Source organism: Kribbella deserti (assembly GCF_042434725.1).
GTDB classification, from domain to species: domain Bacteria; phylum Actinomycetota; class Actinomycetes; order Propionibacteriales; family Kribbellaceae; genus Kribbella; species Kribbella deserti.
This window is the reverse complement of the sequence record NZ_JBHLTC010000029.1, coordinates 60,859-82,655: the sequence shown is the minus strand read 5'-3', so window position 1 is coordinate 82,655 and position 21,797 is coordinate 60,859. Positions and strand designations below refer to the sequence as shown.

At 65.9% G+C, this 21,797-nt stretch carries 18 protein-coding genes; 5 read left to right on the top strand and 13 right to left on the bottom strand.

The genetic code is table 11. From position 1 onward, the window contains the following. The first annotated feature begins 64 nt into the window (after positions 1-64). From ACFFGN_RS22190 to ACFFGN_RS22175, 4 genes are read left to right on the top strand one after another with little or no spacing between them, the layout of a single operon-like run. A complete protein-coding gene (locus ACFFGN_RS22190; protein WP_380050813.1) occupies positions 65-877 on the top strand; it encodes an ATP-grasp domain-containing protein in 813 nt (270 codons plus the stop codon). A gap of 39 nt (positions 878-916) precedes the next feature. Next, positions 917-3,421, top strand: a complete 2,505-nt coding sequence (locus ACFFGN_RS22185; protein ID WP_380050811.1) for a DEAD/DEAH box helicase — start codon at positions 917-919, stop codon at positions 3,419-3,421. Positions 3,422-3,423: 2 nt separating this feature from the next. After that, a complete protein-coding gene (locus tag ACFFGN_RS22180; RefSeq protein WP_380050809.1) occupies positions 3,424-3,945 on the top strand; it encodes a PM0498 family protein in 522 nt (173 codons plus the stop codon). Between the two features lie 14 nt (positions 3,946-3,959). Continuing rightward, positions 3,960-4,691, top strand: coding sequence for a dienelactone hydrolase family protein (locus ACFFGN_RS22175; protein ID WP_380050807.1), 732 nt, complete (start codon positions 3,960-3,962; stop codon positions 4,689-4,691). A 6-nt stretch (positions 4,692-4,697) separates the two neighbouring features. Here the strand turns inward: ACFFGN_RS22175 and murA are convergent, their stop codons facing one another. Then, positions 4,698-5,987: a UDP-N-acetylglucosamine 1-carboxyvinyltransferase gene (gene murA, locus ACFFGN_RS22170; RefSeq protein ID WP_380050805.1), complete on the bottom strand. Its 1,290-nt coding sequence runs from the start codon at positions 5,985-5,987 to the stop codon at positions 4,698-4,700. 211 nt (positions 5,988-6,198) lie between these two features. On the opposite strand from murA, the gene ACFFGN_RS22165 reads away from it, so the two are divergent. Further along, on the top strand, positions 6,199-6,825 hold the full coding sequence (locus tag ACFFGN_RS22165) for a cob(I)yrinic acid a,c-diamide adenosyltransferase (protein WP_380050803.1): 627 nt from the start codon (positions 6,199-6,201) through the stop codon (positions 6,823-6,825). Positions 6,826-6,898: 73 nt separating this feature from the next. Here the strand turns inward: ACFFGN_RS22165 and ACFFGN_RS22160 are convergent, their stop codons facing one another. From ACFFGN_RS22160 to atpB, 12 genes are all read right to left on the bottom strand, one after another. Continuing rightward, entirely contained in the window at positions 6,899-7,210 is a 312-nt protein-coding gene (locus tag ACFFGN_RS22160; protein ID WP_380050801.1) for an Imm53 family immunity protein, read from the bottom strand. Then, positions 7,207-11,961, bottom strand: coding sequence for a DUF6531 domain-containing protein (locus ACFFGN_RS22155; RefSeq protein ID WP_380050799.1), 4,755 nt, complete (start codon positions 11,959-11,961; stop codon positions 7,207-7,209). The genes ACFFGN_RS22160 and ACFFGN_RS22155 overlap by 4 nt, the downstream gene beginning before the upstream one ends. Before the next feature lie 523 nt (positions 11,962-12,484). Next, a complete protein-coding gene (sppA, locus tag ACFFGN_RS22150) occupies positions 12,485-14,140 on the bottom strand; it encodes a signal peptide peptidase SppA (protein ID WP_380050797.1) in 1,656 nt (551 codons plus the stop codon). 76 nt (positions 14,141-14,216) lie between these two features. Next, complete coding sequence (locus tag ACFFGN_RS22145) at positions 14,217-14,651, bottom strand: DUF2550 domain-containing protein (protein WP_380050796.1); 435 nt, start codon at positions 14,649-14,651, stop codon at positions 14,217-14,219. 88 nt (positions 14,652-14,739) lie between these two features. Continuing rightward, positions 14,740-15,147: a F0F1 ATP synthase subunit epsilon gene (locus tag ACFFGN_RS22140; RefSeq protein WP_380050795.1), complete on the bottom strand. Its 408-nt coding sequence runs from the start codon at positions 15,145-15,147 to the stop codon at positions 14,740-14,742. Continuing rightward, positions 15,147-16,598 carry a F0F1 ATP synthase subunit beta gene (gene atpD, locus ACFFGN_RS22135; protein ID WP_380050794.1) on the bottom strand — a complete coding sequence of 484 codons (1,452 nt, stop codon included), beginning with the start codon at positions 16,596-16,598 and terminating at the stop codon, positions 15,147-15,149. The genes ACFFGN_RS22140 and atpD overlap by 1 nt, the downstream gene beginning before the upstream one ends. Before the next feature lie 5 nt (positions 16,599-16,603). Further along, positions 16,604-17,515 carry a F0F1 ATP synthase subunit gamma gene (locus tag ACFFGN_RS22130; protein ID WP_380050793.1) on the bottom strand — a complete coding sequence of 304 codons (912 nt, stop codon included), beginning with the start codon at positions 17,513-17,515 and terminating at the stop codon, positions 16,604-16,606. Positions 17,516-17,521: 6 nt separating this feature from the next. Further along, positions 17,522-19,159 carry a F0F1 ATP synthase subunit alpha gene (atpA, locus tag ACFFGN_RS22125; protein ID WP_380050792.1) on the bottom strand — a complete coding sequence of 546 codons (1,638 nt, stop codon included), beginning with the start codon at positions 19,157-19,159 and terminating at the stop codon, positions 17,522-17,524. 93 nt (positions 19,160-19,252) lie between these two features. After that, entirely contained in the window at positions 19,253-20,050 is a 798-nt protein-coding gene (locus tag ACFFGN_RS22120; protein WP_380050791.1) for a F0F1 ATP synthase subunit delta, read from the bottom strand. Further along, entirely contained in the window at positions 20,050-20,628 is a 579-nt protein-coding gene (locus tag ACFFGN_RS22115; RefSeq protein ID WP_380050790.1) for a F0F1 ATP synthase subunit B, read from the bottom strand. The genes ACFFGN_RS22120 and ACFFGN_RS22115 overlap by 1 nt, the downstream gene beginning before the upstream one ends. A 32-nt stretch (positions 20,629-20,660) precedes the next feature. Continuing rightward, positions 20,661-20,897 (bottom strand): ATP synthase F0 subunit C, encoded by a 237-nt coding sequence (gene atpE, locus ACFFGN_RS22110; RefSeq protein WP_380050789.1) that lies wholly within the window; start codon positions 20,895-20,897, stop codon positions 20,661-20,663. 76 nt (positions 20,898-20,973) lie between these two features. Continuing rightward, entirely contained in the window at positions 20,974-21,756 is a 783-nt protein-coding gene (gene atpB / locus ACFFGN_RS22105; RefSeq protein ID WP_380050788.1) for a F0F1 ATP synthase subunit A, read from the bottom strand. Between the last annotated feature and the right edge of the window lie 41 nt (positions 21,757-21,797).

Below are 21,797 nucleotides of genomic sequence, written 5' to 3'. Positions count from 1 at the left end.
GTTGGGACCAGTGGCGGCCGTAATTCCCGCGACGGGCAGCACTAGCCTCCGGGAGAATCACGGGATGCTGCTGCTCGTACCGTCGGACCCGCTCAACCCGCGCAAAGTGGACCCGCACTTCCAGCCTCAAGCCGCCGCGGCCGCTCAGGTGGCGCGGATTGACCACGACGCGGTAGTGCGCGGTGAATACGCCGAAGCCGTCCGTGGCGTTCCTTCCTCGGAGGACGCCGTCTACCGGGGCTGGATGATGACCTCCGGCCAGTACGACGGAATGGCCCGGGCCCTCGCTACGCGCGGTACAACCCTGCGAACGTCTTCGGAGGACTACCGGCAGGCCCACGAACTTCCCGGGTGGTACGACGCTCTTGCCGGGGTGACACCGTTATCCGCCTGGGGACCTCCGGAAGACCTTGACGCCCTCTGCGACCGCCTAGGCGACGGGCCCGCCGTACTGCGGGATTACGTGAAGTCGATGAAGCACTACTGGCACGAGGCGGCGTACATCCCGGACCTCGCCGACCGGCCCGCAGTACGCCGAGTGGTCTCGCGGTTCCTGGAGCTACGGGACGACTCGTTTGCCGGTGGACTGGTGTTACGCCAATTTGAGGCCTTCGCCGGGGCCGAGGCTCGTACCTGGTGGATTGGCGGGCGGTGCGTACTTGTGACGGCTCATCCCGATACGCCCGACGAGACGCCTCAGTTCGACGTACTAGAGCTGGAACCGCTTGTAGCCGGTCTAACCCTGCCCTTCGTCACGGTGGACCTGGTACGTCGTACGGACGGTGTAATGCGGGTGGTGGAGCTTGGCGACGGGCAGGTCTCCGACTGGCCTGTAAGCGCCGACCCGGCTCTCCTCGTAGCCGCGCTCGAAGCCTGAGTCGGGATCCGTTGGCCCGATAAGCGAAGATGGACGGCGATGACACTCACCGAACGCCTTCCTGGCAGCACCGACGCCGACGCTCTGTACGACGCCTTCTCCGTGTGGGTTGGCGAGCAGGGCATCTCGCTGTACCCGGCGCAGGAAGAGGCGCTGATCGAGGTGATGACCGGCTCGAACGTGATCCTGTCCACCCCGACCGGTTCGGGCAAGAGCCTCGTGGCCACCGGTTCGCACTTCGCCGCGTTGGCCGCTGGCAGGCGCAGCTTCTACACCGCGCCGATCAAGGCCCTGGTGTCGGAGAAGTTCTTCGCGCTGTGTGACATCTTCGGCGCCTCCCAGGTCGGCATGCTCACCGGTGACGCGTCGGTCAACGCGGGTGCGCCGATCATCTGCTGTACCGCGGAGGTGCTGGCCAACGTCGCACTGCGCGAAGGCGCCAACGCCGACGTCGGCCAGGTGGTGATGGACGAGTTCCACTTCTACTCCGAGCCGGATCGCGGCTGGGCCTGGCAGGTGCCGCTGCTCGAACTGCCGAACGCGCAGTTCATTCTGATGTCCGCGACGCTCGGAGACGTCGAGCGCTTCAAGATCGACCTGTCCCGGCGTACCAGCCGCCCGACGTCGATCATCAGCTCCGCCGACCGTCCGGTGCCGCTGGTCTACAAGTACGTGACCACGCCGTTGCACGAGACGCTGGAAGACCTGCTGCGCACCCAGCAGGCGCCCGTGTACGTCGTGCACTTCACCCAGGCCTCGGCGCTCGAACGAGCCCAGGCGCTGACGAGCATCAACGTCTGCACTCGCGAGGAGAAGGAGAAGATCTCCGAGCTGATCGGGCACTTCCGGTTCAGCCCGGGCTTCGGCAAGACCCTGCAGCGGCTGGTCCGGCACGGCATCGGCGTACATCACGCGGGCATGCTGCCGAAGTACCGCCGCCTGGTCGAGCAGCTGGCGCAGGCCGGCCTGCTGAAGGTCATCTGCGGCACGGACACCCTCGGCGTCGGCATCAACGTACCGATCCGGTCGGTACTGCTGACCGCCCTGAGCAAGTACGACGGCCGCCGCCAGCGAATCCTGAAGGCGCGAGAGTTCCACCAGATCGCGGGACGAGCCGGCCGTGCCGGGTACGACACCTCCGGCACGGTCGTCGTTGAGGCGCCGGATCACGTCATCGAGAACGTCCGGGCCCTCGGCAAGGCAGGCGACGACCCGAAGAAGATCAAGAAGATCCAGCGCAAGAAGCCGCCGGAGGGGTTCGTCACCTGGAGCGAGGAAACGTTCGACCGGCTGGTCGCGGCCGAGCCGGAACCGCTGCAGTCGCGGATGCGTGTCAGCCACTCGATGCTGCTGAACGTGATCGCCCGCGACGGCGACGCGTTCGCGAGCATGCGGCACCTGCTGCAGGACAACCACGAGGACTCGAAGGCCCAGCTTCGGTTGATCCGCCGGGCGATCCAGATCTACCGCACCCTGCTCACCGCGGGCGTGGTCGAACGGCTGGACGAGCCCGACGAGAACGGCCGCACCCTCCGGCTCACGGTTGACCTGCAGAAGGACTTCTCGCTGAACCAGCCGCTGTCCACCTTCGCCCTCGCGGCCCTGGACCTGCTCGACCCGGAGAGCCCGACGTACGCGCTGGACGTGGTCTCGGTGGTCGAGGCGACGCTGGAGGATCCACGCGCGATCCTGATGGCGCAGCTGCACCACGCCAAGGGCGAGGCCGTTCAGCTGATGAAGTCCGACGGCATCGAGTACGAAGAGCGGATGGAGCTGCTCGAGGAGATCAGCTGGCCGAAGCCGTTGGAGGAGTTGCTGACGGCAACACTCGACATGTACCGCGTGACCCACCCTTGGATCGCTGAGGCCGGGTTGTCGCCGAAGAGCGTCGTACGGGACATGTTCGAACGGGCGATGACCTTTGGCGAGTTCATCGCGTACTACCAGCTGGCGCGGTCCGAAGGCGTCGTACTGCGTTATCTCAGTGACGCGTACAAGGCGCTTCGCCAGACCGTACCGCCGCATCAGCACACGGAAGAGCTCACCGACCTGATCGAGTGGCTCGGCGAGGTAGTACGCCAGACGGACTCCAGCCTGCTCGACGAGTGGGAAGAGCTCACCAACCCGTCTACGGACCTACCGGAGGCTATTCCGGTCCCGCTCGGCCCACGCCGGATTACGTTGAATACCAGGGCTTTCCGGGTTCTGGTCCGCAATGCGATGTTCCGCCGGGTGGAGCTCGTCGCGTTGCACCGCTGGGCCGAACTCGGCGCACTCGACTCGGAAGCCGGCTGGGACGCAGCACGCTGGGCCGACGCCGGTACGGCGTATTACGCGGAACACGCCGTCGTCGGCACAGGCCCGTCCGCTCGTGGTCCGAACTTCTTCCTGGTTGAGGAACACCCGGGCTACTGGGAGGTCCAGCAGATCATCGAGGACCCAGAGGGCAACCACGACTGGCGAATCTCCGCCTCCGTCGACCTAGAAGCCTCCGACGAAGCCGCCGACCTCTCCCTAACCATCACCAGCTTCAAACCCCTCTAACAGTGCTGACTCTTCAACTGAGCGACGCCACCGCCGCGGCGCTCGGACCTGGCGCATTCGGTGCGGGAGTCGCGCCGTCGGAGCTGACGCCGAAGCTCCAGGGCATGGTCGCGGCGGGACTCACTCGCCATCAGGAGATCTTGGTGTTCGCAGCCCTCTCGCGGCAGGAACACTGGTCGCGCGGGGATTTCCCCGACCTGACCGGCTGGGAGTGCGCGGTGAACAGCTTCCACCTCGACGACATGGTGCCGGTCGACATCGGCTGGGCGGATGACCTGCCGTTGATCTCCGAGGCCGATCAACTCGTCATGCTCAGGCAAGGAATGGGCCTGGCCATGGCGGTCGTCCGGCTGGCAAGAGAACTTCCCGAGCCAACCGCCGTACGTTGCATCGTCGCCACCAGCCGAACCAACGGCACCTTCCGGTTCCACGAGGCCCGCCCCGGCGAGTCTTGGCGGCTACCGAACCTCGACACATACGAAGACGAGTGGATCGCGGTCCTCGATAGCTCGTCGGCGTTCTGAAGGGCCTGGGGGCTATGCGATTTACCTCTGAGGCGTGGTACGACGGGGTCCGCGAGCAGCTCTTTAGCCTTGGCGAGATTCCGGGCGCGCTGTGGACGCCGGCCGGGGCCGTCCGTACTCGGCCCGTGATTTTCATTGGCCACGGCGGCGGGGAGCACAAGTTGGGCCCGGGCGTAGTGGATCGTGCGCGTCGTTTTGTGGCCGAGGGCGGCTTCGCGGTGGTGGCGGTGGATGTGCTCGGTCATGGAGACCGGCCAAGGGACGAGGACTTCGATCGGCTCGCGACCGAAGAACAGGCTCGCGTGGAGACCGGCCAGGAATCGGCTCAGCTGTTTGCAGACTTCCGGACGCTCGTAGCGCGCCGAACCGTCGTGGAGTGGCAGGCGGTCCTGGACGCGGTACAGCAGCTTGAGCACGTTGGCGCCGGTCCGGTGGGCTACTGGGGCCTCTCGCTGGGATGCGGTCTCGGTGTTCCGTTTGTTGCCGCAGACCCTCGGGTTCGCGCGACGGTGCTAGGCCTGTGCGGGGACCTGGCCTCACCCGAGGACGCGGCGCGAATCACCGTGCCGGTGGAGTTCCTAGTCCAGTGGAACGACGAGCGAGTACCGCGGGACCAGGGCTTGGCGCTGTTCGATGCCCTGGGCTCAGCCGAGAAGGCCCTGCACGCCAACCCCGGCAAGCACGGGGAGGTTCCGGCGTACGAGCTGGACAGCGCGCTGAGGTTCTTCTCCCGTCACCTCAACTGACGCCGGCTAGTGCCAGAACAGTTCGGAGTCGTCCGGCTCCACAGTGACATCCGCGCCGAGGCGGCGGAGGTTGCCGGCGAAGTCGGTGTAGCCGCGGTGGACGTGGTGCGCGGCGGAAACCAGGGTTTCGCCCTCGGCCGCGAGGCCCGCGATCACCAGGGCCGCGCCCGCGCGGATGTCACTCGCCACAACCGGAGCACCTGAAAGGCGCGGTACGCCGCGGATCACCGCGTGGTGCCCGTCGGTCTGAACGTGCGCGCCGAGCCGGGTGAGCTCCTGGGCGAAGGTGAAACGTCCTTCGAAGAGGTTCTCCGTGACCATCGCGGCTCCGTCGCTGACCGCGTTCATGGCGATCACGAAGGCCTGCAGGTCCGTCGGAAAGCCCGGGTACGGAAGCGTGACCACGTCGACCGGCTTCGGCCGATCGTTCATGACCACGCGGAAGCCCTCGGGCAGCACGGTGATCTCCGCACCCGCCTTCTGGAGCTTGTCCAGCGGTAGTTCCAGGTGTTCGGCGTGCGCGTTCAGTACGGTCACGTCACCCTTGGTGATGGCGGCCGCGAAGGCCCAACTGCCCGCCACGATGCGGTCCGGTACGACGGTGTGATCGACCGGCTGGAGCAGACCACTCACCCCGGTCACCTCGACCCGGGAGGTGCCGATGCCCTCGATCTGCGCGCCCATCTCGACCAGCATGGTGGCGATGTCCTGGACGTCGGGCTCGCGCGCCGCGTTCTCGATCACGGTCGTGCCCTTGGCCAGCACCGCCGCCATCATGATCGTCTCGGTGGCCCCGACGCTGGGGAAGTCCAGCCAGACCTCGGCGCCGTGCAAACCGTGCGGCGCCTCAGCGACGACGAACCCGTGCTCGATGTGCACCTTCGCGCCCATCGCCTCGAGCCCGGCCACATGCATATTGAGCCCGCGCGAACCGATGTTGTCGCCACCCGGCAGCGCGACCTCGGCCTGACCACACCGGGCGAGCAACGGCCCGAGTACGGAGATGGAGGCCCGCAGCTTCCGGACCAGTTCGTAGTCGCACTGGTGGCCGATCTCGCCCGGCACCGCGATGGTCGCCGTACCAGCGTCTGTGTCGACCTTGACCGAGCACCCGAGGGTGTCGAGCAGCTGCGCCATGAAGGTGACATCGAGAATGGCCGGCACCTGCCGCAGGGTCGTCGTACCCTCCGCCAGCAGTGCCAGCGCCATCAGCTTCAGCACGCTGTTTTTCGCACCAGCCACCTCGACCGAGCCGGACAGCCGTGCCTCACCCGCGATTCGGAACCGTTCCACCATCTGACTCTAGTGCCCTGAGTCAGAGATACGCGACTCAGGTCCGGTGGTCAGGTGCGTGCATCGCAAGGCGGAGGAGGGGAGCAATCCTTTTCGATTGTGATCCGACGACAACGCCGCGAGGTGCGTGCCTGGGCGCCGGAGATGAGTCGCGTATCTCTGACTCAGGGCACTAGTCGGTAGGCGGTTGCGGGGCTGCGTAGAGTGCCTTGCCATGGCTGTGAACTTGACGCGGATCTATACCCGGACCGGTGACGCCGGCGAGACCCGCCTGGGCGACATGAGCAAGACCACGAAGACCGATCCGCGCCTGGCGGCGTACGGCGAGGTCGACGAGGCCAATTCCTCGATCGGTGTGGCGATCGCCGCCGGTCACCTCAACAGCGCCATCGTCGTGCTGCTGACCAAGATCCAGAACGACCTCTTCGACGTCGGCGCCGACCTGTGCACGCCGATCGTGCCCAACCCGGAGTACCCGCCGCTGCGCATCACCCAGGAGTACGTCGACCGCCTGGAAGGCTGGTGCGACGACTACAACAACCGCCTCACCAAGCTCCGCTCGTTCGTCCTGCCGGGCGGTTCCGTCGGCGCGGCCCACCTCAACGTGGCCCGCTGCGTCGTACGCCGAGCCGAACGCGCCGGCTGGCTCGCCGTCGAAACCCACGGCCCCTCCATCAACCTGCTGGCCATCACCTACCTCAACCGGCTCTCCGACCTCCTCTTCATCCTCGCCCGAGTAGCCAACCTCTCCTCCGGCGGCGACGTCCTCTGGATCCCCGGCGCCTCCACAACCGCCCCACAGCCCGAAACCAAGCCAGCCGACCCCCCGCCAACCGACTGAGCTAGGCCGGCCGACCACGCGTCGTCGCAAGGCGATCAGCCGTCCTATGGCGAGTTGCTCCAACCGGCCATAGTTAGAGCCGGTCGCTGCCGCGCCGTTCGGCGAAACTCTGGAATGCCGCGAGTGCTCTGCTGAGATCTCGCGGGCCACATCGCGCTTCGAACGCCACACCAGTGGATCGCCAGTGAACCCACTGATCAGGGCTCTCTTCCGTGCGCTGCCAGTCCGTGACCACACCCTGCAATTCGGTGTCCTCGATACGGATGTCCAACGCCCAGCCCGGGTTGTCGAGGGTCTCGATCCGGATCCCAAGGTCGTGCTCCCAGTCGCCGTCACAGTGAGTCGCGAACCAACTCACCAGAAAGTCGAGAGCAGAGTCACTCATCGTGGAATCTCCCATGGCTCGGCAGGACGGACGCCCCCTGACCCTTGAACGTGGGGCGTCGGGATTCGGACCCCAGTAGATTTATCGAAGTGACTGCCACCTACACCGTCGTAGCGTTTCGCAATATCGTAGCCTCGCGGGCTTCGCGGGTTGGGAGTCCATTCAACGTAGTGAGTAATGGTGCCGTCAGCGCCACGCCGGAAAGTCGAGTGTGCATGGCCCCCCGCGGCCTCGTCGGGCGACAACTTCTGCCCCCCTCGTCCCCAACTGACGGCGCCGCGCTCATTCCTTGTCGCCAGACGCGTCGCGAGCCATCCTCCATCGTCTGCTGCTCGTGAAGCTAGTTTGCCCAGCCGCGCACACGCCACGACGCCCGTCCCACCAGGCATTGGGGTTAAGAATTCGCCTACTCGGGTAGAGGTTTCGGTTCCGTCGGTGCCGAAGGCGCGGTTTGTCAGTCCGTAGTAAAGGCTTGGCCCATCCTGTCCAAAGGCGAGCCCGGAAAGCGTGTTGAGCTGCTGAGCGCCAGGCAACACCTGCGACTGCAGCTGGATGGCGCCGCCACCCATTCCCACGCCGAGGTTCTTCCAAGTTTCGCCCTGACGGACGGCGTGCCAGAAGTCACCCAGTCCTTCGGGAGTCATCCCGCTGGGGTCCCTGAGCACGGTCGGGCGTTGGTTGGCGTAGGCGTAGGCGGAGACGTAGGGATCGCCAACGGCCGGCTGGACGGGGTCGGGGGCGGAGAAGGTTCCCCAGAGGTTGTAGTCGCGGGCGCGGAGGTGGTACTCGCCGGTGGTCGACTCCAGGTAGGCGCCGGTGAAGCCGAACTGCGGGTCTTCGGCGACCGTTTGCAACTTCTCCGTGGCGGTGCGGACGCCGAAGGCCTCGTAGGCATACCGCCACCGGGCGCCGCCGTCCTGGTCGACAGTGTCGGTGACCGTGCCCATGTTGTCGTGCATCATCAGCGACATCGGGTAGGCCTTGTATGGATGCTCGACGTACATGGGCATACCGTCGGGCGTGTAGCGATAACGCCAGTAGCTGCCGTCCGCCTGCCAGACCACGTTCAGCAGGGGCAGTTCGTTATTGATGTCCCACGACATCTTCTTCGTGCCGGCCGCGCTCTGCACCGTTCGTCGGAGGTCCATCGCGTCATAGGTGAACGTGGAGCCGCCAAGCTTGGTCAGTCGTCCGAGCACATCCCACTCACGGCCGTTCTGCACCATGCCGTCTGCGTTGTAGGTCAACTGCGAGACAGCGCCTGCCTGGTTCGTCCGTGTCACGATCTGATCGGCCGCGTCGAAGGTGGTGGTGATCGTGCCGGGGTTCGGCACGCCGACGCGAGCTTCCGACAGCCGGTTGCTGACCGCGTCGTAGCCGTACGAAATGTGCTTGGTCGCTGACGCACAACTGGTCGCTTCGACGCAGTTCTTGGTCAGGCGGTTCGCCTCGTCGTACTCGAATGCCTCGTTGTAGACGGCGGCACCCCGCGTGCGCTTGATCGAGGTGGGATTGCCGACCTCGTCCCGCACATAGTCGTAGCGGCTAAGAGGGGTGGCAACTCCGGCCTTCTGACTGCGGATCGACGAGATGTCACCGACTCGGTCGTAGGTCCTGGTCTCCACGTATCCACTGGCGGCGGGGTAGGTCGCGCTCGTGAGGTTGTCGTCGAGGTCGTAGGCAAAGGATGTCGTCTGGCCATAGGCGGCCATCGATTTGACCCGGCCGTCCGCGTCATAGCCATAGTCCGCTTTGCCGCCACCGGGATAGGTACGCGACGCAACCGCCCCGAAGGAGGTGTACGTGTATACATGATTGCCCTGCGGATGAATGACATCCGTCAGCTGGTTCAGGCTATTCCAGGTTTGGGTGGTCGTCCCCGTGACGTCCTTGAGAGAGGTCATCCGACCGTCGGTGTCGTAGCCAAAGGTGGAACTCGACGCAGCCGCGGCGGTTGTCACCGCAGTGCGCAGACCACGCGCGTCGTACGACTGCCGAATCGTCCAGGTGGCGAGATCACCAGACGCATGGCCGCGAGCCTTGACGATCTCCGCGACGTTGCCGTCCGGGTCGTATCCGAACGTCTGCTTGCGGTCCAGGGGATCTACGGTCGAGATGAGCTCCCCGCGAGGGTTGTAGCCGTACTTGGTGACCGCACCCTTGGCATTGCGCCGCTCGACCAGATCACCGAAATCGTCATAAACGTACGTCGTCTGAGCGCCTACCGGCGACGTCACGGAGGTCGGACGCTGCAGCGCGTCGTAGACGAAGGTGGTGACGTTGCCGCGCGGATCCCGCTGGCTGAGCAGGTTATTGCGACCGTCGTAAGTCTTGCTCGTGATTCGCCCGAGCTTGTCCTTGAGCGTCAACTGGTTGCCCGCAGCGTCATACCCATAGGTCGTCGTGTAATCCGCCGGTATTGCGCCGGTGGCGTTCCCCCGGGGATCCGTCTGGGTGATCTGACGCCCGTCCGCGTCATAGGTCCACTTCGTCACGGAGGCGCCGCTCGGGGAAGTGGCGCTCAGGCGCGCGCCGTCGGCGTCGTACGTGTATTTGACCGGCTGCAGTCCCGGCGGCGCCTCCGAGACCAGCCGCCCGACCGCGTCATATCCGTAGTTGGTGACCTGCCCGGTGTGGTCGGTTACGGTCCAGATGTTTCCGTTGCCGTCGTAGCCGTAGGTCGTCCGATAGCCGAGTGTGCTGCGCCGCGATGAGGTCCTGTTGATGACGTCATAGACGAATTCCTGGTAGCCCCCGGTCGGCGGAAACTCGCGGGTCTTGTTGCCGTTGGCGTCGTATTGGTAGTCCCACGTGAATTCCTCGGCGTTGGCGCCGGCCACGTTGCCGCGCGGAGTCGTCATGCCGCTCAACCGGCCGACACGGTCGTGGCGGAAGGTCGTCTTCGCCCCGGTGGCGTCGGTCGAGGAGGCCTTGTTGCCCGCGTTGTCGTACGTCAGGGTGAGCGTCACACGGTCACGGTTCTTGACCTCGAGCAGGCGGTCCTCCTGGTCGTACCGGAACGCCTCGGACCTCTGGATCGCGCCATCGGCCGCCGCGACCTGTTCGGAGATCACGTTGCCGACGGCGTCATATCCGGTCGTCGTCACGGAACCATCCGGCTGCTTGACCGAGGTGATCTGGTCCGCCGCGTTATAGGTGTTGGTGGTCGTATACGGCTCGGACGGTTGGCCCTGAACCGTGCCGCGCGGATCCGTCCGGCCGAGCAGTCGTCCACTGCCGTCGTACGTCATTGAGGTGGTGTGACCAAGCGGTGAGACGGTCGAGATGAGGTTGCCGGCGCCGTCGTAGTTGTTCGTCCAGATCTCACCGCGACCGGTGGTCCGCGTCTTGAGCTGACCCAAGTCCGTGTAGGTGAAGAGGTTGCTGGTCGAGTCCGGGAGGACCTTCTTGGTAGGCCGATTCGCCGTGTCGTAGGTATAACCGGTGACCTTGCCCCGGGCATCGGTCGAGGTCAGGACGTTGTCGGCGGCGTCGTACGTCCAGCGCTCGACGTACGACAGCGGAGCGGGTCCTGTCCGGGTCAGCATGTTCCCGCGCGCGTCGTACGTCATGGTCGTCGTGTTGCCGCGCGGATCCGTGGTCGACGTCATGTTCAGATTCGCGTCGTACCCGAAGGAGGTGTGCCCGCCTTGCGCGTCCGAGGTCCCGATCAGCACATTTCCCAGGTAGTGATCGGTCCACTTACCGCCGTCCGGCCTGATAGTCGTCGTGCCAAGGAGCGGGTCGTAGATGTACTGCGTCACCTTCCCGCGCGGGTCGGTTTGTTTGATGACGCGGCCAGCAGTGTCGTACTCGTTGACAACAGAACGCGCCAGCGGGTCGGTCGCGCGAGTAAGGCGGCCACCGGCGTCGTAGGCGTACACGGTGTCACCGCCCCGGACATCCCTCACTCCCGTCAGCAGTCCATTCGTGTAGGTGTAACCCACTGACCGGCCGTCCGGAAGTTCGACGTTCTCCAAGCGCCCATCAGCATTGTGGGTGAAGCGAACGACTCGGCCTGCCGCATCTGTGACCGTCGAGAGCAAGCCGTTCGCATGTGCCAACTGCAAGCCCACGCCCGATTGGTCGAGCAAGGACTGGAGGAGTCCGTCTGCGGAGAACCGGGCGACGCTGTGATTGGGCTGCTGCAGTTCATAGGTCCCGTCGGTGAGCTTCTTCAGCTCAGCCTCCACCCCCGTGCCCGGTGTGTAGGAACCGTCCGCCGCACGCGTGTAACCCGCCTGCTGTCCATCGATTCCGACGTAGGTGATCTTCGCGCCTTGCTCGGCAACCACCAATCGACCTTCATAGGCGTGGTTCCAGCCTCGGCCGAAAGCGCCGACGTGATCACTGGCGGAGTTGTAACTGCGCAGCAACAGGAACGCTGTGCCCGGACCGGCCAGCTGCAGATCTGTGACGGCCTTGGTCTCGTTGCCGGTTGCCGTGTTGACCGGGTATCCGCGGGACACCGTCGGATTCTTGGCACAGAGATCGCAACCGGATCCCAAGATCGAGAGATTGGAGATCTTGGTTGTCACTGGAACGACGTACATCGGGTCCGCACTGGCGAAGCCGCCGCAGCCGTCCCGCAGGATGAAGCGCACCGTGTTGTTACCTGGCTCCAGCACGCCCGAGAGGTTCAGCGGGCCCGCCGGAGTCACCCAGCCGATGCAGCCGTCGCTGAAGTCACGGGTCTTGCTGACCGTGGAACCGTCCTGGTGCGTGACCTGCACGGTCAGGATGTCGTCCACCCGGATGGCGCCATAGGCGGTCGCCGCTCGCGCGATGGCTAAGACATCCGACGCACCCTGGGTAACCGTGATGTTTTGTCGAGGATCACCTCCCCTTGAGCGACGGTCCGCTGCGGAATCCCCGGCGTGATCTGAATCGCCGCTTGTTCGGCCGCTGGTAGCCCGGCGAATCGGTGGTCGTAGCTCGTCGCGCGGTCGGTGACGACAGCATCCGGGCGAGCCTTCGACTCCGAAGGTCTGGCACTGGGCGTTGGCGACGGTGCGCCTGGACCGGCTCCCGCGGCGCCGGGCGTACCGGCCATCAGAAGCGACGGAACGATCAGTAGGCAGGCGGCGATACGACGCAAAACAGGCATGTGGTCCCCCCAGTGGACACAACGGCACTCAACGTGAGCAGAAAGGTCCGGGCCGTGAGGCCCATGCCGGAGGAAGCTTGCCACTCCTGAGGCAAATTGGGAAGATTTAACCGCGATCTTGTCGACGCGCCTCCGCCAAAGACAGCACGCGAGCGTGTATTGACCTCCTACTGGAGGTTCCAGGTTATGGGCATGGTTAGGAGGCCGGTTGGGGGGAGGGCTAGGGCGGCGTAGGCGGTGGTGGTTAGGCCGTCGAGGGTGGGGAGCCAGGCTTGGGAGCGGATGGCCAGGTCTTCGGTGGTGGTTGGGGGCTTGAGTTGGTCCAGGAAGGACTTGTGGGGGCGGGCGCTTACGGTGATGTCGTCGCGGTCGAGGCCGGCTTTTTGGCAGGCCAGTTCCAGGGCGCGTTCTAGACCGCCCAGCTCGTCCACCAGGTTGTGGGAGTGGGCGTCGGCACCGGTCCAGACTCGGCCACGGGCGAGCTTCTCCAAGGCGTTGAAGGTCATCCCCCGGTCCTCGGCGGCTTTCGCGACGAAATCGGCGTAGATCCGGTCGAGGGTTTCCTCCAGCCGGGCCCACTGGTCCGGCGTGAACTCCTCCTGCGCCGAGAACATCCGCGCGTTCTGCCCCTCGGACACGCCCTCCGAGGTGATACCGAGCCGCCCGAGCGCGTCGCGTAGTACGCCCTTGCCCGCTAGTACACCGATTGAGCCGGTGATCGTTCCCGGCTGGGCTACAACCACGTCGGCCGGCATCGCCACGTAGTACCCGCCGGAGGCCGCGACGCTGGCCATAGAGGCTACGACGGGTTTGCCCGTGGCACGCAGGCGGAGCACCTCGTGGCGGATTGCGTCGGAGGCGACGTACGAGCCGCCTGGGCTGTCGATACGCAGTACGACGGCCCGGACGTCCTTGTCCTCCCCGACGGCGCGTAGAGCCGCGCCAATCGTGTCTGAGCCAGTACCAGGCCCTCCGAACAGCCCGGCGCCCTTGTTCCGGCCGACGGTGATACCGCCCGTCACCTGAACTACGGCGACTACCGGCTTCTTAGGCCACGGGAGGTTCTCCTGCAGCGAGCGAGGCCTGCGCCGTACGTACCGCTCCGCGAGCAGCAGGGTGGTCTCACCCAGCCGCGCCTTGAGGGCGTCGTACACGTCGGATCGGTAGCCAAGGCGGTCCACGAGCCCGGCTTGTTCCGCGTCGGCCGCCGCAAGCGGAGCACGATCCACCAGCTCCCGTACGACGCTGGGCTCGAGCCGTCGCGCGGAGGCGATTCCGTCGATGATCTGCTCGTACGCGGAGGCGGCCAGGCGCGAGGCCATCTCCTTGGCGGGACCGGTCATCTCCTTCTCGGTGAAGGTGTCGGCCGCCGTCTTGAACTCGTGGCGCTTCCCGAACTGCGGGACCACGCCCGCCTTGTCCAGCGCGCCGCGGAGGAACGTCGCCTGCACCGAAACACCAGTGATACCAACATCCCCGGACGGCTGGACCCAGATCTCGTCGAATCCGCTGGCCAGGTAGTACGGCACGGTGCCGGCGCCAACCTCGCCGAAGGACTCGGTCCAGGCGACGGCCTTCTTCCCCGAGGCCCGGAACGCCAGTACGGCATCGCGCAGCTCCTGCGTCTGCGCCAACGTCAGCGCTGGGCCGCCCACGTGCGCGACGAGGCCGAGCACTTGTTCGTCGCTAGCGGCCTTGCGCAGGGAGGTGACCAGGTCGCGCAGCGTCGGCAGATGCCGGGCGCGGAAGGCCGCCACGGGGCTGGCGGGTGGTGCCGTCAGGACACCGCGGGTCAGGTCCAGTTCGAGCAGAATCGCCGTCATGGTCCGACCTTAGTCACCCGCGCCAAGGGCACCCGGCTTCTACCGCCCAGACGCGACTACTCGTTGCGGGAAGAAACTAGCGGTAGGTGGCCGTCGTACCAGGAGGTGCTGACTCCATCCAGGCGAGCACGCCGGTGAGAGCCTCTTCGGTCATCGCGAAGTGAACGGTCTTGTCCTTCAGTTCGGCGTCGACGATCACGTGGCCGGCATATGTGACCAGTGGCTCGTTACCGATCGGGCGGCGGGTCTGTACGCCCTGCAACTGGCGGCGGTTGACCGTCAGCTTCGGCCACCAGGCCAGGCTGAAGACGCGGAACCACTGGAGTTCGTCGCCGACGTACCGCGCGAGGCCGAGGGCCCAGCCGCGGCCGTGGTCCTTCTCAGCCAGTTGCAGGCTGCAATCGAACGTGCCGCCGTCCCTTGAGATCAAGCGACGGCGGCACGCGAAAGCAACCAGCAGCAGTACTGCGGCAAGCAGGCAGACCCCGACGACATCGAGGACTGTCCTCATATCTTGCCGACCTCTTCCTGGTGCACCTTGTTCGGCACCGGCCCCGAGCAGTACTGACTGTGACGATATTCAATTATGGCAGGTCGGATCAGGACGCCGACTCGGCGGCCCTCACTCGGGCTTCGGCGAGTCGCACATGTTCGGCGTGCGCCTCGTCGTTCGTACCCGCGGCACGAGCCCGTTCGAGGTCGTGCCGAGCCTCTTCCAGGTCGATCTCGTGGGCCATTTCGGCGTGCTCCGCGAGAATCGAAACCCGGTTGTTCGCGACCGAGATGAACCCCTCGGGTGCGGCGGCGACGAAGTACTCGTCGTCGGTGGTCCGCACCTGAACGGTGCCACCCTGCAGCAGGCCCAGCAGCGGCGCGTGACCCGGCAGGATGCCGACATCGCCGTCGGTGGTGCGGGCGATGACGATCGTCGCCTCGCCCGACCACACGGTCCGCTCGGCCGCGACCAGCGCGACCTCGAGGTGCTTCGGGGTGTTGTCCTCAGCCATCAGGCTTCCTTCTGGAGCTCTGCCCAACGACGCTCGACGTCATCGAGGCTACCGACGTTGAAGAACGCCTGCTCCGCGATGTGGTCGCACTCGCCCTCGGTGATCTTCTTGAAGGACTCGATGGTGTCCTTCAGCGGCACCGTCGAACCCGGCACGTTGGTGAACTTCTCCGCCATGTACGTGTTCTGCGACAGGAACTGCTCGATCCGGCGCGCACGGGAGACGATGATCTTGTCCTCTTCGGACAGCTCGTCGACACCCAGGATGGCGATGATGTCCTGCAGTTCCTTGTTCTTCTGCAGGATCTGCTTCACCCGGACGGCCACGTCGTAGTGTTCCTGGCCGACGTACTGCGGGTCGAGGATCCGCGACGTGGAGGTCAGCGGGTCGACGGCCGGGTACAGACCACGCGAGGCGATCACACGCGAAAGCTCGGTGGTCGCGTCCAGGTGGGCGAAGGTGGTCGCCGGCGCCGGGTCGGTGTAGTCGTCCGCGGGCACGTAGATCGCCTGCATCGAGGTGATCGAGTGACCACGAGTCGACGTGATCCGCTCCTGCAGCACGCCCATCTCGTCCGCCAGGTTGGGCTGGTAACCCACGGCCGAAGGCATCCGGCCCAGCAGGGTCGACACCTCCGAACCGGCCTGGGTGAAGCGGAAGATGTTGTCGATGAAGAGCAGCACGTCCTGCTTCTGCACATCGCGGAAGTACTCCGCCATGGTCAGCGCCGACAGCGCGACGCGAAGACGCGTGCCCGGCGGCTCGTCCATCTGACCGAAGACCAGCGCGGTGTCCTTGAAGACGCCGGCCTCTTCCATCTCGTTGATCAGGTCGTTGCCCTCACGGGTGCGCTCACCAACACCGGCGAACACCGAGGTGCCACCGAAGTTGTGGGCGATCCGGTAGATCATTTCCTGGATCATGACGGTCTTGCCGACACCGGCACCACCGAACAGGCCGATCTTGCCACCCTGGACGTACGGGGTGAGCAGGTCGAGGACCTTGATACCGGTCTCGAGCATCTCGGTCTTCGACTCGAGCTGGTCGAACGACGGCGCCTTGCGGTGGATCGGCCAGCGCTCGGTGATCTCGAACGTCGACTCGTCCTGGTTCAGGCACTTGCCGGTCACGGACCACACGCGGCCCTTGGTGACGTCACCGACCGGCACGGAGATGGCCTCACCGGTGTCGCGCACCTCCGAACCACGGGTCAGGCCGTCGGTCGGCTTCATCGAGATCGCGCGAACGATGTTGTCGCCGACGTGCAGCGCGACCTCGAGCGTGATCGTCGTGGTGGTCTCACCCAGGGTGATGTCCACCTCGAGCGCGTTGTACATCTCGGGCATCGCGTCCGCGGGGAACTCGATGTCGACGACCGGGCCGATCACCCGGGCGACGCGGCCCACGCCAGGCGTGGTGGCGTCGGCGTTCTCGGTAACTGTGGCAGTCATCTCTCTCACTCGCTCCCGGCGTTGGCATCGGCGAGCGCGTTCGCGCCACCGACGATCTCGCTGATTTCCTGGGTAATACCGGCCTGGCGCGCCTGGTTCTCCTCGCGCGTCAGCCGCTTGATCAGATCGTCGGCGTTGTCCGTCGCCGACTTCATCGCCCGCTGCCGGTTGGCCAGCTCGGAGGCCGCCGCCTGCAGCATGCAGAAGTGGATCCGGCTGGCGACGTACTTCGGCAGCAGACCATCGAGCACGTCCTCGGCGGACGGCTCGAACTCGTACAACGGCAGGACCTCGTCCTCAGCCGGCGCTTCGGTTCCTTCGACGACCTCCAGCGGCAGCAGCCGGATGACCTCGGGACGCTGCGTCATCATCGACACGAACCGGGTATAGACGACGTGGATCTCGTCCACGCCACCTTCCTCGGTCGGGGTCAGGAACGCCTCGATCAGCGCGTCCGCGATCGCCTTCGCGTCGTCGTACGACGGCTTGTCCGACGCACCGCTCCACGACTGCGCCACGGTGCGGCGGCGGAAGCCGTAGTACGCGATCGCCTTCCGGCCGCTCAGGTACGGCACGACCTCACGGCCGGCGTCCTTGAGCAGCTGATTCAGCCGCTCGCCCTCGCGCAGCACGTTGGACGAGTAGGCCCCGGCCAGACCGCGGTCGGAGGTGAGGATCAGTACGGCCGCACGCTTGGCGTCCGCCTTCTCGGTGGTCAGCGGGTGGTCGACGTTCGAGAACGTCGCCACCGCCGATACCGCTCGGGTCAGCTCACGGGCGTACGGCGCTGCCGCCTGCGCCCGCTGCTGCGCCTTGACGATCCGCGACGCGGCGATGAGTTCCATGGCCCGGGTGATCTTTTTGATCGTGGTGACCGAGGACCTTCGCTGCTTCAGTTCACGGAGACTTGCTGCCATGGCTGATCAGCCCCGCTTCTGCCGGACGATCTGCTCCTGCTCGACGTCGTCCTGCTCCAGCGACTCGACCTCTTCGCGCCCGGCCAGCAGCTTGCCGTCGGACGTCTGGAAGGTCTTCTTGAACTCGTCCAGCGCCTTCGTCACGGCGGCCTGGTGGTCGTCGTCGAACTTGCCGGACTCGCGGATGCTGGCCAGGGTGTCGCCCGAGCGGCGCAGGTAGTCCAGGAACTCACGCTCGAACCGCAGCACGTCCTGAACCGGTACGTCGTCGAACTTGCCGGTGGTACCGGACCAGATCGAGACGGTCTGGTCCTCGACCGGGTACGGCGAGTACTGCGGCTGGCGGAGCAGCTCGACCAGACGCTGACCACGGTCCAGCTGGCGGCGCGAGGTGGCGTCCAGGTCGGACGCGAACATCGCGAACGCCTCCATGGCGCGGTACTGCGCGAGGTCCAGCTTCAGCGTGCCGGAAACGCTCTTCATACCCTTGACCTGGGCGGCACCACCAACACGGGAGACCGACACACCGACGTCGATCGCGGGACGCTGGTTGGCGTTGAAGAGGTCCGACTGCAGGAAGATCTGGCCGTCGGTGATCGAGATGACGTTGGTCGGGATGAAGGCCGAGACGTCGTTGGCCTTGGTCTCGATGATCGGCAGACCGGTCATCGAGCCCGCGCCCAGCTCGTTCGACAGCTTCGCGCAACGCTCGAGCAGACGGCTGTGCAGGTAGAAGACGTCACCCGGGTAGGCCTCACGGCCCGGCGGGCGGCGCAGCAGCAGCGACATCGACCGGTAGGCCTCGGCCTGCTTGGTCAGGTCGTCGAACACGATCAGGACGTGCTTGCCCTGGTACATCCAGTGCTGGCCGATGGCCGAACCGGTGTACGGCGCGACGTACTTGAAGCCGGCCGGGTCGGACGCCGGGGAGGCCACGATGGTGGTGTACTCCATCGCGCCGGCCTCTTCGAGCGCGCCCTTGACGGCGGCGATCGTGGAGCCCTTCTGGCCGATGGCGACGTAGATGCAGCGAACCTGCTTCTCCGGGTCGCCGGTCGCCCAGAACTCCTTCTGGTTGATGATCGTGTCGATCGCGATCGCGGTCTTGCCGGTCTTCCGGTCGCCGATGATCAGCTGACGCTGGCCACGGCCGATCGGGGTCATCGCGTCGATGGCCTTGATACCGGTCTGCATCGGCTGACGGACCTCTTGACGGTCCATCACGCCGGCGGCCTGCAGCTCGAGGGCGCGGTTGCCCTCGATGTTCTGGATCTCGCCGAGGCCGTCGATGGGGGTGCCCATCGCGTCCACGACACGGCCCAGGTAGCCCTCGCCGACCGGAACCGAGAGGACCTCGCCGGTCCGGCGGACCTGCTGGCCTTCCTCGATCTTGTCGAACTCACCGAGGACGACGACACCGATGTCGCGCACGTCGAGGTTCAGTGCGATACCGCGGGTACCGTCCTCGAACTGCAGCAGCTCGTTCGCCATCACCGAGGGCAGGCCCTCTACGTGGGCGATGCCGTCACCGGCGTCGACAACCGTGCCGACCTCTTCGCGGGTCGCCGTCTCCGGCTCATAGCTGGAGACGAAGCGATCCAGGGCATCCCGGATTTCCTCCGGCCTGATCGTGAGCTCCGCCATTATCTTCCGTCCCTGCTTCCTTGGCTTCGTGGTGGCTCTGGGGTTTTGGTAACCAGCACCACCCTCAGCGCCTTTTTAATCAGTCAGTGAGGGTTAACCCGCGATGCGCCGAGACGCCTCGTCGAGCCGTGCCGCGATGGTTCCGTCGATCACGTCGTCGCCGATGTCCACCCGGACGCCGCCCACAACGGACGGGTCCACGATGACGTTCAGCTGGATCAGCCGGCCGTACTGACGGCCGAGTGCCTCGGCGAGCCGGTTGCGCTCGGCCTCGGACAGGTCGCTCGCCACCCGGACGGTGGCGATGCGCGCGCTGCGCCGAGCCGCGGCAGCCGTCTGCTGCGACCGCAACGCGGCCGCGAGGCTGAGGCCACGACCGGCCACGGCGCGCTCGGCGAGCCGGACGGTGGTCGAGTCGGCCTTGCCGGCCAGCAGACCGCGGATCAGCTCCTGGCGCTGGGCCAAGGGAATACCGCGGTCGCCGAGCTTCGCGGCAAGCGCCCGCTCGGCCGCGATGATGCGCTCGAGCCGGAACAACTGGTCCTCGAGCTCGTCGAGGTTGCCCTGCCCATCGGCGTACGCCACATCGGCGTCCACGCTCAGCTTCTCGAGCGCATCGCCGAGGTCACGGCTGCTGCTCCACCGGCCCTCGACCGCGGCCAGCACCAGGGCCAGCGCGGTGTCGGAGATCTTGCCGCGGAGCAGCTGGTCGGCCAGCCCGGTCCGGACCGCCGTCGGGCGGGCCGGGTCGGTCAGCGCGCGGCGCAGCGATCCGTTGGAGTCGAGCAGCGTGACGACCGAGAACAGTTCGGCGCCCAGCTGCTCCGTGACGGTGCTACCCGCCAGGGCCTCGAGGGCCCGGGCGAGCGACTCCCGCGATGCGCCCCGCATCAGCGCTCCGTTCCGACGGCCTGAGCGGCGGACTCCTGCGACTCCAGCTCGGCCAGGAAGCGCTCGACCGTACGACGCTGGCGCGCCTCGTCCTCGAGCGACTCACCGACGATGCGCCCCGCCAGCTGGGTGGCAACCGCGCCCACCTCGCTGCGCAACTGCGCGACGGCCTGCGTACGCTCCGCCTCGATCTGCGTGCGCGCGTGGGTCACGATGCGCTCCGCCTCGGCATTCGCCTGCTCGCGCATCTCCGCGATGATGACCGCACCCTGCTCGCGGGCGTCCTCACGGATCCGGGCCGCCTCCTGGCGGGCCTCGGCCAGCTGCGCGTTGTACTTCTCGAGCGCGGCCTTCGCCTCGGCCTGCGCCTGCTTGGCCTCGTTCATACCGCCTTCGATCGCCGCGGTCCGGTCGGCATACGCCTTCTCGAACTTGGGTACGACGACCTTCGCGAAGGCAATGGCCAGCAGGATCAGGAAGACGAAGCCGAAAATAACCTCGGCCGTGTGCGGCATGAGCGGACTTTGCTCATGCGCCTCACCGGCCGCCTCCGTCAGCGGAAGCACTTTCGTCAGCATGTCTGGGTCCTGTCAGTCAGGTGTGGGGTGAATCAGGCGCCGCGGAACACGAAGGCAAGGGCGATACCGATGATCGCCAGAACCTCGGTGACACCGAAGCCGATCCAGGCGATCGACTGAAGCTTGCTCTGCGCCTCCGGCTGACGCGCGGTGCCGTTGATGACAGCCGCGAAGATCAGACCAACGCCGACACCGGGGCCGATGGCCGCGAGGCCGTAGCCCAGGACAGCGATGTCGCCGGTCAGTGCGAGAGCGATGTTGCTCACCATTTCAGGTGCTTCCTTTCGGTACGGATGAGATATCCGGGGTTCCGTGTACTACGGGTCTGGGTGGTGCTGATCTGGATCAGTGATCCTCGGCGATGGCGCTGCCGATGTACTGCGCGGTGAGGACAGTGAAGATGTAGGCCTGGATGCACTGCACGAACAGCTCCAGACCCGCGATCGCGAACCCCATCAGCAGCGTGATGATGCCGACGCCGCCGAGCGCGATGCTGCCGGTCTCGAAGATCATGTACTCGGCACCGAGCACGAAGACCAGCAGCAGAATGTGACCGGCGAACATGTTCGCGAAAAGCCGCAGAGACAGCGACACCGGCCGGACCAGGATGTTCGAGATGAACTCGATCGGGATCATCAGCGGCATCAGCCAGCCCGGCACACCGGCGGGCATGGTCTGGTGCTTGAAGTAGCCGACCACACCGTGCTTCTTGATGCCGACCGCGTTGTAGATGATCCAGCTCAGGATCGCCGCCGCGTAGGCCCAGCCGATGTGGCTGAACGTCGGGAACTGCACCAGCGGCACCGATGCGGCCACGTTGTTCAGCAGGATGAAGAAGAACAGGCCCATCAGATAGGGCACGTACTTCATGTACTCGTGGCTACCGATCGCGTCCCGGGCGATGGAGTTGCGAACGAAGTTGTAGCCCAACTCGCCCGCGAACTGCAGCTTGCCCGGAACCACCGCGGCCTTGCGGGACGCGGCCCAGAAGAACAGCACGATCAGCACGACCGACACGGTGGCCACCAGTACCGGCTTGGTGAACCACTCGACGCCCGAGAAGATGGGCGGCAGGTCGAAGCTCTCAGGACCGGGCGGAGAAAACTCGGTCGGAACGCCGGTAATCACCGGGTCTCCTTTCGCGTCGTGCTCAAGTCGTACTCAAACAA

Excerpts from the sequence above, each read along its gene's own strand:
- ACFFGN_RS22190 (WP_380050813.1), top strand. The coding sequence starts at position 65 with ATGCTGCTGCTCGTACCGTCGGACCCGCTCAACCCGCGCAAAGTGGAC.
- ACFFGN_RS22185 (WP_380050811.1), top strand. The coding sequence starts at position 917 with ATGACACTCACCGAACGCCTTCCTGGCAGCACCGACGCCGACGCTCTG.
- ACFFGN_RS22175 (WP_380050807.1), top strand. The coding sequence starts at position 3,960 with ATGCGATTTACCTCTGAGGCGTGGTACGACGGGGTCCGCGAGCAGCTC.
- murA (WP_380050805.1), bottom strand. The coding sequence starts at position 5,987 with ATGGTGGAACGGTTCCGAATCGCGGGTGAGGCACGGCTGTCCGGCTCG.
- ACFFGN_RS22165 (WP_380050803.1), top strand. The coding sequence starts at position 6,199 with ATGGCTGTGAACTTGACGCGGATCTATACCCGGACCGGTGACGCCGGC.
- ACFFGN_RS22160 (WP_380050801.1), bottom strand. The coding sequence starts at position 7,210 with ATGAGTGACTCTGCTCTCGACTTTCTGGTGAGTTGGTTCGCGACTCAC.
- sppA (WP_380050797.1), bottom strand. The coding sequence starts at position 14,140 with ATGACGGCGATTCTGCTCGAACTGGACCTGACCCGCGGTGTCCTGACG.
- ACFFGN_RS22145 (WP_380050796.1), bottom strand. The coding sequence starts at position 14,651 with ATGAGGACAGTCCTCGATGTCGTCGGGGTCTGCCTGCTTGCCGCAGTA.
- ACFFGN_RS22140 (WP_380050795.1), bottom strand. The coding sequence starts at position 15,147 with ATGGCTGAGGACAACACCCCGAAGCACCTCGAGGTCGCGCTGGTCGCG.
- atpD (WP_380050794.1), bottom strand. The coding sequence starts at position 16,598 with ATGACTGCCACAGTTACCGAGAACGCCGACGCCACCACGCCTGGCGTG.
- ACFFGN_RS22130 (WP_380050793.1), bottom strand. The coding sequence starts at position 17,515 with ATGGCAGCAAGTCTCCGTGAACTGAAGCAGCGAAGGTCCTCGGTCACC.
- atpA (WP_380050792.1), bottom strand. The coding sequence starts at position 19,159 with ATGGCGGAGCTCACGATCAGGCCGGAGGAAATCCGGGATGCCCTGGAT.
- ACFFGN_RS22120 (WP_380050791.1), bottom strand. The coding sequence starts at position 20,050 with ATGCGGGGCGCATCGCGGGAGTCGCTCGCCCGGGCCCTCGAGGCCCTG.
- ACFFGN_RS22115 (WP_380050790.1), bottom strand. The coding sequence starts at position 20,628 with ATGCTGACGAAAGTGCTTCCGCTGACGGAGGCGGCCGGTGAGGCGCAT.
- atpE (WP_380050789.1), bottom strand. The coding sequence starts at position 20,897 with ATGGTGAGCAACATCGCTCTCGCACTGACCGGCGACATCGCTGTCCTG.